Source organism: Paenibacillus sanguinis 2301083 = DSM 16941, from assembly GCF_000374825.1.
Lineage (GTDB): Bacteria > Bacillota > Bacilli > Paenibacillales > Paenibacillaceae > Fontibacillus > Fontibacillus sanguinis.
The window spans coordinates 660,229-673,979 of record NZ_KB895376.1 but is presented as its reverse complement, the minus strand read 5'-3'; the positions used below and the strand labels follow the sequence as shown (position 1 = coordinate 673,979).

General features: G+C 48.5%; 14 protein-coding genes and 1 pseudogene. 11 read left to right on the top strand and 4 right to left on the bottom strand.

Annotation, left to right across the window (positions count from 1 at the left end):
• Positions 1-4: 4 nt before the first annotated feature.
• The 4 genes from C557_RS0103135 to C557_RS0103120 all read left to right on the top strand — a co-directional run bounded on the left by C557_RS0103135 (position 5) and on the right by C557_RS0103120 (position 2,524).
• Entirely contained in the window at positions 5-955 is a 951-nt protein-coding gene (locus C557_RS0103135; protein ID WP_026263272.1) for a VanZ family protein, read from the top strand.
• 94 nt (positions 956-1,049) lie between these two features.
• Positions 1,050-1,442 carry a cupin domain-containing protein gene (locus C557_RS0103130; protein ID WP_018750368.1) on the top strand — a complete coding sequence of 131 codons (393 nt, stop codon included), beginning with the start codon at positions 1,050-1,052 and terminating at the stop codon, positions 1,440-1,442.
• Positions 1,443-1,497: 55 nt separating this feature from the next.
• Positions 1,498-1,974: a transcription elongation factor GreA gene (gene greA, locus C557_RS0103125; protein WP_018750367.1), complete on the top strand. Its 477-nt coding sequence runs from the start codon at positions 1,498-1,500 to the stop codon at positions 1,972-1,974.
• A gap of 313 nt (positions 1,975-2,287) precedes the next feature.
• Entirely contained in the window at positions 2,288-2,524 is a 237-nt protein-coding gene (locus C557_RS0103120) for a DUF6953 family protein (protein WP_018750366.1), read from the top strand.
• Positions 2,525-2,923: 399 nt separating this feature from the next.
• Here C557_RS0103120 and C557_RS25640 read toward each other — a convergent pair.
• Positions 2,924-3,090, bottom strand: a pseudogene (locus C557_RS25640) (aldehyde dehydrogenase family protein); the annotation flags it as partial.
• A gap of 177 nt (positions 3,091-3,267) precedes the next feature.
• Positions 3,268-4,185, bottom strand: coding sequence for a ribokinase (rbsK, locus tag C557_RS0103105; RefSeq protein ID WP_018750364.1), 918 nt, complete (start codon positions 4,183-4,185; stop codon positions 3,268-3,270).
• Between the two features lie 366 nt (positions 4,186-4,551).
• Here rbsK and C557_RS0103100 point away from each other — a divergent pair, with 366 nt between their 5' ends.
• The 3 genes from C557_RS0103100 (at position 4,552) to C557_RS0103090 (ending at position 6,764) form a co-directional block, all read left to right on the top strand.
• Entirely contained in the window at positions 4,552-5,469 is a 918-nt protein-coding gene (locus C557_RS0103100; RefSeq protein ID WP_018750363.1) for a hypothetical protein, read from the top strand.
• Positions 5,470-5,489: 20 nt separating this feature from the next.
• Positions 5,490-5,651, top strand: coding sequence for a hypothetical protein (locus C557_RS24805; protein WP_018750362.1), 162 nt, complete (start codon positions 5,490-5,492; stop codon positions 5,649-5,651).
• 219 nt (positions 5,652-5,870) lie between these two features.
• Positions 5,871-6,764 carry a class I SAM-dependent methyltransferase gene (locus C557_RS0103090; RefSeq protein WP_040676365.1) on the top strand — a complete coding sequence of 298 codons (894 nt, stop codon included), beginning with the start codon at positions 5,871-5,873 and terminating at the stop codon, positions 6,762-6,764.
• Positions 6,765-6,881: 117 nt separating this feature from the next.
• On the opposite strand, the gene C557_RS0103085 is transcribed toward C557_RS0103090, so the two are convergent.
• Both C557_RS0103085 and C557_RS0103080 read right to left on the bottom strand, forming a co-directional pair.
• Positions 6,882-7,739 (bottom strand): hypothetical protein, encoded by an 858-nt coding sequence (locus tag C557_RS0103085; protein WP_018750360.1) that lies wholly within the window; start codon positions 7,737-7,739, stop codon positions 6,882-6,884.
• 144 nt (positions 7,740-7,883) lie between these two features.
• Positions 7,884-9,323 (bottom strand): hypothetical protein, encoded by a 1,440-nt coding sequence (locus C557_RS0103080; protein WP_018750359.1) that lies wholly within the window; start codon positions 9,321-9,323, stop codon positions 7,884-7,886.
• 205 nt (positions 9,324-9,528) lie between these two features.
• On the opposite strand from C557_RS0103080, the gene C557_RS0103075 reads away from it, so the two are divergent.
• From C557_RS0103075 to C557_RS0103060, 4 genes are all read left to right on the top strand, one after another.
• The gene (locus tag C557_RS0103075; protein ID WP_018750358.1) at positions 9,529-10,368 is read left to right on the top strand and encodes an AraC family transcriptional regulator; all 840 of its coding nucleotides are present in this window, start codon (positions 9,529-9,531) and stop codon (positions 10,366-10,368) included.
• Between the two features lie 160 nt (positions 10,369-10,528).
• Positions 10,529-11,680 (top strand): Gfo/Idh/MocA family protein, encoded by a 1,152-nt coding sequence (locus tag C557_RS0103070; protein WP_018750357.1) that lies wholly within the window; start codon positions 10,529-10,531, stop codon positions 11,678-11,680.
• 14 nt (positions 11,681-11,694) lie between these two features.
• The gene (locus tag C557_RS0103065; protein ID WP_018750356.1) at positions 11,695-12,864 is read left to right on the top strand and encodes a dihydrodipicolinate synthase family protein; all 1,170 of its coding nucleotides are present in this window, start codon (positions 11,695-11,697) and stop codon (positions 12,862-12,864) included.
• 39 nt (positions 12,865-12,903) lie between these two features.
• On the top strand, positions 12,904-13,725 hold the full coding sequence (locus C557_RS0103060; RefSeq protein WP_018750355.1) for a sugar phosphate isomerase/epimerase family protein: 822 nt from the start codon (positions 12,904-12,906) through the stop codon (positions 13,723-13,725).
• Positions 13,726-13,751: the final 26 nt, after the last annotated feature.

Here is a 13,751-nt window from a genome sequence, read left to right as displayed (position 1 = left end):
GGACATGATGACGGCACAGCAGCGTAAGATTATTTTGACCATCACCTTAAGTTATACCGTACTGATTCTTTACTTTATGTTGTTTGCATTTGGCAGAGCAGATGATGCAGCTCAAGTGGCTGGCTACACCTTCAATTTTGTGCCGGGGAATTTTTTTAGGCTGCCGGGTCTATCCGATCTCCTGCATCCTACGCTGATGGATATGGTGGCCATTGGCAATATCGCTGCCTTCATCCCGTTTGGCATATTAATTCCATGGTTATATCGGAGCGGTTTTATACGATTCATTGCTCTGTTTGTCCTGTCCATTCTCGTGATGGAGACGGTTCAGGCGTTGACTTTGCTCGGCAGCTTCGATATGAATGACGTCGTTCAGAACTCCGTCGGCGCAGCTATTGGATTCGGAGCGTACAAGCTTGGCTTCCGTACTCAGCATGTCTGGAGAAATATAGTGGGTGCGGGACTTTCTGCTGTGGTCCTTCTGATTGCGGTATGGGGGAGCTTCGGGCTTATCGACAAGGTGTTCACCAAGGAACTGGACTCATTTGTAGCATTAAACGATCTGCGAGACAGCACCGGAAATCCGGCTGCTGCAGCAGGACGATACGATTTAACCATCGGCGGAGAATATATCGAGCCCCAATATAATGTGTATAGCGCCGAAGGCAACGATGGTGGGACGTTCACCTATCAGTTAGGCAATAAGGAGCTTTACCTGTTGCTAAACTATGGAGCTCCCGACGAAGAAGATGCTGATGGGAGCCTGAGCGTTACCGTTGACGGAGCGGAGCTGCTGTCCGTGTCTTTAGGAGGAGATCAACGTCATGAATCGAATATGTCCTCCATCTATCTTGAACAGGGCAATGAGCTTACAATTAAAATTAAGGGAAATATAAAGCTATGGGACGTTGGGTATAGAGAGATGACCTACTTCTGGAATCGGAGAGGGGAGTAATTTGCGGATTCACCGAACGGGGCATAGGACCCCGTTATACGGCGTCAAACCAATAAATAATGAATTGAATTGAAATGATTGGGGAGCTTCGACTATGAAAATATCCAGAGAAAACGCAGAACATTTTACTTGGGGAGATCACTGCAACGGATGGCGTTTAGTCAAAAATGATGATCTAAGTGTGATCCATGAGACCATGCCAGCAGGTGCTTTTGAGATCAAGCATTACCATCAGAAGGCAAGGCAATTTTTCTTTATTTTGTCCGGGACGGCGACGATGATTCTTGATGAAGAGGTCCTTATTTTGGAGGCCAAAGAAGGCGTGGAGATCCCTCCATTGGTTCCCCATCAAATGTTGAATAAATCCAATGAGAATGTGGAATTTCTGGTGATTTCTCAGCCTAAGAGCAGTGGTGACCGGATTAACGTCAGCGAATTCCCATTCGATGCTGTTCATGATCAAAGGCAGGCTGCTGGAAGTACATGAGGCGAACCGGAAATAAACAAATCAGAATAGTCATTTGAATGGAGTGGGCCAAGGCATGGCGGAAGAAGTAATATTAACACAGGATGGATTTGACAAATTACAGGCGGAACTCGACGACCTCAAATACGTGAAACGCAAAGAGCTGGCGGCGCGTATCAAGCTGGCGATTAGCTATGGCGATTTGAAGGAGAATAGCGAGTACCATTCAGCCAAGGACGATCAGGCTTTTATGGAGACACGAATTATCACTTTGGAGAAGATGCTGAACAATGCCCAGATTGTAGATACCACTCATACAAGTTCAAGCACGGTTCAGGTGGGCTCCAATATCGTATTAAAAGATATCGAATTCGGCGACACCCTGGAGTATCAAGTTGTTGGACCTGCTGAAGCAGATGTGGTGAACGGTAAGATCTCTTATGAAAGCCCGCTTGGTAAAGTACTGATAGGTAAAGCCATCGGCGATACGATCAACGTGGATGCACCGATGGGCATCATTCGATACGAGTTGTTGGACATTAAGGGATGGTAGCGCTAAGCCGCTAAGCCTAGCCTATCAGATACGCCCCTCTTTTTTTGCTGGCTACTGCTTTAGTAGGACCTCAATTTCCCGGGATTCTACTATGAGGTGGAGAGCAAATGGCATGAAAAAAACCATGGAGGGGCGAATAAGGATGAAACAAACTGTTATAAATCAAGCTACGGGTGAGCAGATGTAAAGAACCCAAACTCTTCTTCAGGGGAATGATCTCCTTGGGAGTTACATTTTCCCCTCACATTTATTTCTATTGTATAGCACAAGGTTATGCACACAAAGTTAACTGAGTAGAGAGGAGCAACACCCCATGGAAGTAACCGCGCAGGAAGTAGCGGAATGGATGGTCAAGGAGATCAGGTTCCGAGGGACGTTATATCAGGCGGATGTCATCGAATATGTGAAGACTCATTTTGGTGAATCCTTTGTGTTCGTCAATGAGAACGGAAATGCTTCGCTGTCCAAAGAGGTAAAGAAAGCCTTCCGCAAGCAGCATGGCGGCCGAATTGCCTGGGACCGCGACGGATTCTTTTGGGCTTGGACCTGACCTTGAGTATCGCAGATTTGGCAGATTTAAAAGGAGGAGCACATGAGCTGGAGCAAATTGAAGCAGAACCTGGAGCAGTTTCTGAGCAAGTCCAGTTTTACTGCTGTAGCCAATCAGTATCTAGCCCGTCCCATTGAAGAAAGCCTGAAGAGCATTTGAGGCTCAGTACGTTCTAGAAAGCCCCACCATGCCTCACGCCTCAGTGAACAAATGGTGCCAGACTCTTACCTGATCGGGTTTCTTGAGGGAGAGCTGTAAGGATTGTTCCTATTAGCGCAAAATTTTGCGTACCCACTTGACCTTCTCGCCTTCAATGACACGGATATACGACTCTTTGAAGGTGCTCCCGATCAACTTCTTGATAACCGCTGTAACTGCCGGAGTATTCTCCGAAGGCTATCCAATCTCTGTAGCGTAGGCTTCCAGTTCGCTCTTGTGGAGGTCCTGATACAGTGCTGATAGTAGCCCTCTTGCTTATGCTGCGAAATGGCCTCCGACAGCTTCTGGAGCTGCTCCAGACGGAATTTTGCACTACGGGTATAGCCGCTTGTGGAAGGTCTGGTGATGCTCCCCAAGGATGTCTTCGATCTGCGCTTGTGTCCAAGGCTCCATTATTTTTATCCCCCTTGTAATAACAAGACTAGAGACAATTTCTTTTCTGAGCGGGTTTAACTCATCCACCGGTTCCTGCGTGGACAGCCCACACTAAGGCTGGTTGCTATCTGGTTCAGTATAATGTATTTTTACAACTGGATTTCCTCAAGGCTAGGCATGCCCGCTTGAGCGCCAAACTTCATAACGGATAGCGAAGCGGCCCGGACGGCGAAGGAGAGAGACTTCTCCAGGCTCCACCCTGAGGCGAGGCCAAAGCCCAGTGCACCATTCAAGCAATCACCTGCTCCAGTGGTGTCAACAGCCTTGACGATCGGCGCGGGAATCGTCATGGGCTGGCCATCCTGAAGATAAGAAGCGCCTTCACGTCCCCGGGTCAAAATGACCTTATGACTGTAGTGACGGCTCCATTCATTTAACGCGGCTTGCCAATCTGACTCCGATTGAGATGAATGCCCTTGGAGAGAACCGCTGTAAAAAGCGAACTCGGTCTCGTTGGGGGTAAAATAGTCAGCCAATGCTAAAAGTTGAGGGGTTAGCTCTCGGGCAGGTGCCGGATTAAGGATGGTCGGTACACTGGACTCACGCGCGATCCGTAGAGCGGCTTCGACGCCATCCAGCGGAATTTCTAATTGAACGAGCAGAATATCGGCTCTGCGGATGGTTTCCGCGGACTGCTCTACCCGTTCAGCGGAGACATGTCCATTGGCTCCGGGAACGATAATAATACTGTTGTCCTCAGGGGTATGCACAATGGACGCAACACCGGTATGCGTATCCGTAAGCTGGGAAATGTTGCTCGTAGAGACCCCAAACCTCTCCAGCTCAGCCAGCATGGAGCGGCCAAAGGTATCGTCGCCCACAGCACCAATCATATCCACTTGGGCGCCCAGTCTGGCACAGGCCACCGCTTGGTTAGCGCCCTTGCCCCCAGGGATATAGTGAATAGACTCGCCAGTGAGCGTCTCGCCGGGTAAAGGCATTCGACCCGCAGAGACAACGAGATCTTGATTTAAACTGCCGACAACGGCAATACGTGGACTTTTCATAAAAGGAACTCCTCATCATATAAGAATTTAATAAGTTCAACCTATTATAGAATCATAATTATAATAACTGTGTGCCCAAGTTAAGGCAAACGTGAACCTGCGCATAAGATGTCTTGCCGAGTCTAGGAAGCCAGCGCACATTTTCACAAACAGCAAGACTCCGGGAACGTTTTAGATCCTAATACTCTTACTAAGAGCAAAATAATTAATGCGCACATTCAAGCTTATAATGAATTATGGGATGAAACAGGAGATGAAGTCTGGGAATTTCTCTATAAGTTTTCTAAAAAAGACAATACGAATAGGGTTAATTGGGGGATGAAGATATTGCTTCATCCCCCCCAATTAATAAGGAGATGGTAGAAGATGCTTGTAACTATAAAAATTGGTTTCTTTATTGACTATTCTTATGCCAAACACATTGAATCATTTTTTAATGAGTATGACATTCATGTATCTTCCCCTAAAAAAGGAGTGCGTACATCCGAAATAAGCTACGATATTCCAGTTGTCTTCCGACCAGAGGATAATGTAATTGCAAAGATGGAGGAAATCCGAGGTAGATTGCTTAAACTATTTCCTATTGATCACACCGGGGAAGAAATTATATTTAGCTACGATAACGAAGAATACGACAAAGCGCCGTTCTTCAGATTGCAATCAACTGGAAACTCAGCTAGTGCAAATATAACAAATAACAATTCAGCCATGAAAACAGAAATATTCTGTAAGGCCTGCGGTCTAAAAAGAAAAGAATTGGAATCCCATTTAGTTATGGATACCTCCAAGTTAAAGAGTCGCTATATGGTTAATATTGACAGTATGTTTTGGGTTGTGTCCGAGAAAATGGCCGAGCTTATGGCTGAATGGAATATAACAGGCTATCAGTTAAAAGAGGTTGAACACCGAGGTAAACCGGAGAACAGAGTCCCGGCCTATCAGCTTATTACAGAAAATTCGCTGCCTCCTTTAAGTCCGAATACGAAATATTATTATTTTGTGTCAGAGCCTGAAGAAAGATGTGATGTCTGCGGTATTAAAGGAAAAGTCCATTATCCCTACCTTTATGATCAGTCAGATATTGAAAACTATACGAATGACTTGTATTTAGTAAATGAATGGGCCAGTAATGGCAGCTATGCCTATCATCGCTTGCTATTAAGCCAGCGGTTCAGAAGTTTGCTGCTGGAGAACAAAATAACAAGAGATGTTAGAAGCTTATACGAAGACAATTATGGCTCCAAAGACTGGTTTATGACCCCGGTCTTTATTGATAAGTACTGACGTGTTAATAAGGAGATGTGATGAACAATGTACCTAACTTGCAGACACTTTTTAATGAGCTTATTGATTCTATAGGCTGTAATAATGATGGGCTAGGCAAGCGAGCAGTTGCTCAGATAGTTAGGAATGCAGTAAGAATGCCTGGATTTTCGCTGCTTGATTATTATGTTGAGGCTCTTTGATCGTTTTTGCTTACTTTGTAGGTAGGTACAGTGCAGCAAAAAACATTGCTATTTAAGCTTCAAAATCATATTATAGATAATGTATATCTACAATTTAAATATTGAAATAGAGCGGAGGTCACAATCAGGAAATTAGCCGAGGTTTTACATGCTATAATTATGGATATTATATATCTATAATTAAAAAAATCTAAATTTGTAGAAAGTGTGGGAATGCTGATGAACGATTTTTTTAATGCACAGGTGTGGGAGAACATGTGGAAAGAGGAGTCTGATGTGAAGCGAGCCAGCATGAAGAAGCATGGAATCGATCCTACTCGCTCCTTTGACTCCAAGGCGCAGACCTTTGACAAGCAATCCTTCAGTAGAGAGGGAAAGGAACGAGCCCGGCGAATTATGGGGTGGCTGGAGGGGCAGGGGGTATCGTTCGACAACGCCACTGTACTTGATATTGGCGCAGCATCCGGTGTGTTCTCGGTGCCGTTCGCAGAGCAAGGTGCCCGGGTAACGGCGATAGAGACCTCTCCCCCTCTAATTGAATTGCTGAAGCAGAATACTTCCGATTTTGCCGAAGGGCAGATGCAAATTGTGCCCTCACCCTTTGAAGAGATTGACGTAACAGCGATGGGGTGGGTTAAGTCCTTTGATCTAGTCTTCGTCTCCATGTGTCCGGTCATTCACGACTGGGATAGTGTAGAGAAGCTGATCCAATGTGCTCGCAAGTTCTGTTACCTTAGCATGCCGGTCGTACCTCCGGAGCATAGTCTGGTGAAGGAGGTTTGGCCGCTGGTTACGGATCAGCCCTATCCATCGAAGCTTACCGAAATGGGTTATTTATTGCATTTACTCTACCTTAAGGGGTATGCCTACGAATCGCTTGTTACCCGAGAAGGGAAATCGAAGGAAGTTTCCAGAGAAGCGGCCTTGCAGGAAGTGATGACTTGGCTGGAACACCACCACCGCCTGCCTATGGATGAGCGAAGCTATGAAATCGTCAGTGACTATTTGGCTCAGACCTATCCGTCTGATCAGATCGTCATTCGCGAGGAAGGGCGATATGGCAAGGTATTGATTCGCTTGGAGGATCCAAGTATGTATACAAGAAGTAATTAAGAGCTGCGTTTCCCCCAATCCCCTTCCTCAGTAAAGTGAATGTAGCTATTTGGGAGCAGTCGATTAAGGCGTGCTGCTGGTCAACTCACTGGTTTAAAAGGCCTGCTGGGCCAATAATTAACTTAAGCTTTCCAGCGTTCGGATAAAGGAATACAGATTGTTGGTAAGCAGGTCTGTATTTGTAAAATTGCCCTTGGTGAGTACACTTTGGATATCTTCAATAAATACCGTCAAGCTGGTAGTCGCGGTTTTGCCAAATCTGTTCGCACTCATGATGCTTTCAATAGATTCCATACTTTGGGTGGTTGCTGTCTGCTGGGGCTGCACCCACCCTTTTTGCGTAGGCACTTTCTTGGCAAAGTTGATCAAAATGCTGGCCCAATCTTTGCCGTTTGTGATGGCTTCTTCTAACTTAGCCAAGGTTTCCGGCTCATAGGTTTTCATCATGTAAGTCAAATCTACATAATCCTCCGGGGCTCCGACAGGCCTTTGTGGTATATTCGCAGCCTGGGCTTTACCCGTTTGTGGGTGGGTAGCACGGGCTTGGGAGAGATCGGCGATTTGCCGGAGCGTGTTCATCAATTCCGTTGCATTGTTGCCCTTCATAAAATTGTCCGCAATATATTTCCCTTGCGCCAATCCCAATTCTAATAAGGCTGCTTGGTCCTCGTTCCCAGCGGTCTCGGTGTTTAGATTAGATGAGATAAGGCCATAAACGGCGTCTTTGACCTCATCGGGTTGATCCTGGAGAAGCCGGGATAACGATTCATGGATTTGTGCGTTGCCAAAATAGACAGGCGCATGATGGGTCACATCGGAAGCAGCCAGCTTCCTGGCCGTGGTGCTAATCTCGATTGAATCGGTATCATGAGACAGGGTAGGATAAGTGCCTGACTGTAGGACTGGCTGACCGCTCTGTTTTTTGCCATGAGTATATAGATTTAAGTCTTGTGGGGCAGAGCTTTGAATTTTCATGATAAAGATCATCTCCCATTATTGTTGAATCGATCCTCTTATATCCACATTATCGGCATTCCTTTCCCTATTTTTTACAAATACATAAAAAAAGACAACAGTCAGTTCATATGAACTGGCTGTTGCTTCTTCAAGACTATTCTCTTACCCCCCGTAAATACTATACGCAAAGTGATAGACAACATCGGTAGTATAAACGTTTGAACGGCTAGTCACGCTTGCGACCACACCGCAAAGATCGTAATAGTGAGTAAAGCTTATCGCGCCAGGAAGATACTGGCTAATGCTTCCTGTGGAAGGAGGTAAAGACAACGTAACGGAGAACTGACCATTGCTATTAGTAATGGCTCGTGCACTCCGGTATCTGTTGTTGCTTGACTCAGACCAATAATCATTGACCCAAGTAACTTCGACTTCGGTATTAGCCACGGCATAGTTGTCCGCGGTGGTAGCCACACCGGTTACAGTGAAGGTTCTGCCCGTAATGCGGTAATACTTGCCGTAGGCATAGCTAGGATAATCGTTAGGCCCGCCATCTGAATTGTAGCCAGTGATTACGATTTTATCTGCCCGCAAGACAGGGCGCAGATCCAGCGAATAGTTGGCATCGGAGTAAGTGTTAGTTGTGTATACGCGCAAATAGTAAGTACCGGTTCCGAGTGATACATTACCATTCTGAGCAGGAACCAGCGCCATCCGGTTGCCACTTAAGGCACCATATAATTCGGCCTTGTAGCCGTAGCCAACGGAAGCTTGATCCAGATTGATATGCATGGCATCATAGTTTCTGCTTTCCGGAACGGTAATTGTATACCAATCCTGATCAATTTCCGAATTGATCGAGCGGCTGGACAGGGTAGAGCCTCCCTGGGCCACTGTCAACGGATAAGCATGCAGAGCATTCTCGTCCGTCTCATAAGCGTCATAGGCAGAGCTGGTTGAGACGGTTAGATAGAACGGCTCATTTATACTGGCTCCTACGGCACCATGTACTTCAAGTAAATAAGCCTTGGTATAAGAAGCTGCATTTTGAGTCCCGACATTCTCGGATAACGTCTTATTGTTATTCAGATAAGTTCCGTAAATGGAATAATCAATAGGAGTTGGATTCAAGTCTCCGGTGGACATATCAAATTCATAAAGATATAGATCATAATCTAATTGAGCTGAGGCCGGGCCATCCATTTGCGCTTGTAGGATGCTTCCCGGGTCTACGTAGATAGGATATAGCAAAGAGGAGTTTCCTTCTTGTTCAATATAACCTGTGTAGGTGTAAGTCGCTGCCGTGGCTGCAACGTTACTGAGAACTTGTAAATTTTCCTGTTCTATGGAAGTTGCTCTTGCCGAATCCAGGTTTAACGTGGCTTCTAACGGGTGGGACTTTAATTTGTTTGTATCCAGGTTGGATTCGGCTCGGGTAAGCTCGGATATGATCTCGCTGCTAGGGAGGCGCACCGATTCGGAGATCGGAGTTTCGGGAGTTATCTCCAATTCGGTCACGTCCGGGGCCGCGGACGCACCCATAGCAAAGAAGAGGCTGAGAAGTAAACTCATAACGATAACTGCGGAAAACGTTTTTTTCATATACAGAACACCTCTTTCGCATAATATAATTTTACTTCTATACTAGAATATACCAAATATAGAGCTTTGTTAAGCTTAATTGTAATATTTTCTAGAATGCTAGTGTGAGTAGTGGAAGAGAGTAAACCTTCCGCATATTGTGCCGAAGTTGCTTATCGCGATAAAATAGCCTTAACAAAAGCGCATGACATAAGGAGGTTATGCCGTGACGATCAAGTGGATTGATTTATCCAAAAATGCGATTGACATCTACGAGCAGAAGCATAAGGATGGTCATCTTGTATCCGAGCATTACCACCTGGCGCATCAGCTGCTATTTGTGCTGGAAGGTGAAGGCGCAATCCGGCTGGACGGGAAAGTACGCAAGCTAACAGTTGACGATACGGCGCTGATTGTCCCCTATTCCGTACATTCGGTCATGTCCGACTCCAGACTAACCTTACTAGTGTTGGCTTTTGATGCTGCGGTACTTGATCCGGATACAAGAGAACAGTTGCTCCATGCTTATTTCCCAACCTCTTGTCTGTTGAAGCCGGGGATGTTCGCCGCGAGCGAGCTCCGTCAATGGCTGAGAAAAATGCTGTTCGAGCAATCCAGAGAAGGGTCGCCCCTGGTCCGGATATCACTCAAGGTGCAACTCTCTCAACTGTTGCTCTTGCTGGTGAGTTCGCTCGATGCGGAGGATTCCGCCAAAGGCTCCAGTTCAAACAGGCTGCGCGCAGAGAAGATTCGCAGCTATATTGATTCCAAATATTTTGATCCGCTAACCGCAGGCGACATTGCCTCCAAGCTGGGGATTAGCACGCGGCACGTCAATAATATTTTCAAAGAGCGCTATGACATGACGCCGATTCAATACTTAACCGAGGTACGCATTCGGGTTGCTCAGAAGTTATTGGAGGAGACAAATAAGGACATTATCGCAATATGTTTCGAGGTGGGCTACGACTCGGTGTCCACGTTTTACCGAGCATTTAAGGCTATGGCCAAGCTGTCCCCGAGGACGTACCGGGAACTGAAAGGCCGGACAACTGATTTTAATTAGGAAAAACCTTCATCCCCCATCGGCTGAATGCTGATGGGGGATGTTTCCGGTTTTGAAGAAATCGCTTCCGAAATTGAGAATCCTGTTCCCCGAGTTGTAAGAAAAGTGAAGACGCCTCCGCTACAATACGAAGTATATGAAGCGAAGGGGGCAATTCACAATGGCTATTCGCAATATCGGCATTATTATGAACGGGGTCACTGGACGAATGGGAACCAACCAGCATCTGGTTCGTTCCATTCTGGCAATTCGCGAGCAGGGGGGTGTAACGCTTCCAGGAGGAGACGTCATCATGCCTGATCCTATTCTGGTCGGCCGGCAGGAGAATAAGCTGCAAGCACTGGCAGAGGCGCATAGCATCAAGCGTTGGAGCACCGATCTGGAGGCCTGTCTTGCCGATCCATACCATGAAATTTATTTTGATAGCCAGACGACGGTACGCCGTGCAGGAAGCATCAAGCAGGCCATTGCCGCAGGCAAGCATATTTATTGCGAGAAGCCAACGGCCGTGGATCTGGACGGAGCGCTTGAACTGGCGAGCATTGCTTCCAGGGCGGGCGTGAAAAACGGGGTCGTGCAGGATAAGTTATTTCTCCCTGGCTTGCTCAAGCTGAAGCGTCTGATCGATTCCGGCTTCTTCGGGCGTATCCTGTCCGTACGGATGGAGTTTGGCTATTGGGTATTTGAGGGTGACTGGCAGACGGGTCAACGGCCTTCGTGGAACTATCGCAAGGAGGATGGGGGCGGGATTATTGTCGATATGTTCGCCCATTGGCGTTATGTGCTGGAGAACCTGTTCGGGGAAGTGGAATCTGTGTCTTGTCTTGCTGCCACGCATATTCCGAAACGTCTGAATGAACAAGGCATCCTGTTTGATTGCACGGCAGACGATGCTGCCTATGCTATGTTCGAGATCAACGGCGGTATTATCGTGCAGGCGAACTCATCCTGGGCGGTGCGCGTTGACCGGGACGATTTGCTTACGGTGACTGTGGATGGCAGCGAAGGCAGTGCAGTGGCCGGATTGCGCGACTGCAAAACCCAGCACCGGGTTAATACGCCAAAGCCGGTATGGAATCCGGATATTCCAAATCCGTTCCAGTTCCGTGATCAATGGGTAGAGGTACCGGACAACGCGACGTTCGATAATGCCTTTAAAGTGCAATGGGAGATGTTCCTGAAGCATGTCGTTATCGGGACTCCGTTCCCATGGGATTTGCTTGAGGGGGCAAAGGGCACTCAGCTTGCCGACCTGAGTTTGCAGTCCTGGCGGGAACGCCGCTGGATTGACGTGCCGAAGCTGAGCTTGTAAAGGAGGGGATCAAGATGGCCAAAGCGCTGCTGCTCCCCCGTGCAGGGGGAGCAATATATAAATACACTCCGGGTAAAGCCGCCTTGTTCACCCGGCTAACCCAGCCGTTTGTCGGTCGCATCGCCTTCTCCGCTGCCCATGTGGTCTGCGATCCGTTGGCTGATGCCGATCCGCTGCATCAAACGCCGATTGATTGGAACTCAACGCTCGCTTATCGGCATCATCTATGGTCGCTTGGCCTGGGTGTAGCGGAGGCGATGGATACTGCGCAGCGCGGCATGGGTCTTGACTGGAGCCGGTCCAAGGAGCTTATCCGCGCTTCGATTGCGGAGGCACGCTCGGTCGGGGGCAACATCGCCTGTGGCGCTGGCACCGATCATTTGCTCCCGGGGCCGTCGGTCACGATTGCGGATGTGGAAGCGGCCTATGAGGAGCAAGTTGGCTTCATCGAGGGTGAAGGGGGGCAAGTCATTCTGATGGCGAGCCGTACGCTTGCTGCTTGCGCGGCTGGACCCGAGGATTACGAGCGGGTATACGAGCGCATCTTGAGACAAGTGAAGCAGCCCGTTATCCTGCATTGGCTTGGGCATATGTTCGATCCGGCGTTGGCTGGTTATTGGGGCTGCAAGGATGATGTGGACAGGGCCATGGAGGTTTGTTTGCGTGTCATTCGGGCCAATGCAGACAAGGTGGATGGAATCAAAATATCGCTGCTTGACGCCAGCCAGGAAATCAAGCTGCGTCGTCTGTTGCCGGAAGGTGTCAAGATGTACACCGGCGATGACTTCAACTATCCCCAGTTGATCAAGGGTGATGAGCATGGACATAGCCATGCATTGCTTGGCATCTTCGATGCCATCGCACCCGCAGCGGCCCAGGCGCTTCACGCGCTTGATAGGGGAGATCTGACCGGTTACGATGCGATCATGGAGCCTACCGTTGCCTTGTCACGTCATATTTTTCAGAAGCCCACGTATGCCTACAAGACAGGAATTGTATTCATGGCATACTTGAATGGGCATCAATCACATTTTCGTATGATTGGGGGAGCGGAGGGCTCGCGTTCCATCGTTCATCTGTCTGAGTTGTTTGTACTTGCTGACCGGGCTGGACTATTGAGCGATCCCGATCTTGCTGTCCAGCGGATGCAGCCAGTTCTGGAACTGGCTGGTGTACAGGCGTGAATTGTCCTTATCGATATTTCAAATCCGGGAGGGATTAACATGGAACCGCTTCGTTCCATAAATAGACTCAGCTTGAACCAGATTACGACCGATCGATTAGATATGGGTGCGGCCGTGGAGGCCTGCGTTCGCGCGGATGTGTCGTGGATCGCCCTGTGGCGGCATAAGGTAGCCGAGACTGGCTTGGCCGAGAGCAAGCGACTAGTCCGGGATGCAGGCCTACGCATCTCCAGCCTGTGCCGCGGCGGTTATTTTCCGGCGGCCACCGCCATTGCGCGCCGAGAGCGGATGGACGACAATCGTCGCGCCATCGAGGAAGCCGCCGAACTTGGCGCCGACGTGCTCGTGTTGGTATGTGGCCCGGCGCCGGACCGGGATATCGACTTCGCCCGCAAGACCGTCGAAGAGGCCATTGCGGAGCTGGTGCCGTTCGCCCGCTCGCACGGGGTCAAGCTGGGCATCGAGCCGCTACATCCCATGTATGCGGCTGAACGCTCCGTCATGAATACGCTGGCGCAAGCCAATACGCTTGTGGAACAACATGATCCGCAGGATGTCGGGGTTGTTGTAGACGCATTCCACGTCTGGTGGGATCCCCAGCTATATGAGCAAATTGAGCGGGCCAGAGGGCGAATACTTGGATTTCACGTCTCCGATTGGGTGGTGCCGGTACCGGATTTGCTGATGGGCAGAGGAATGATGGGAGACGGAGTCATTGAACTGCGCCGGATGCGCCATGCGGTCGAGGCCGCAGGCTACAGCGGAGCCATCGAGGTGGAAATCTTCAACCAGCAGGTATGGGATATGCCCGGCGAAGAGGCGCTTGCACTAATAAAGGAACGTTACTTGGAGCACGTTTAATAATTCATCTATAGCCTTGACTAGTG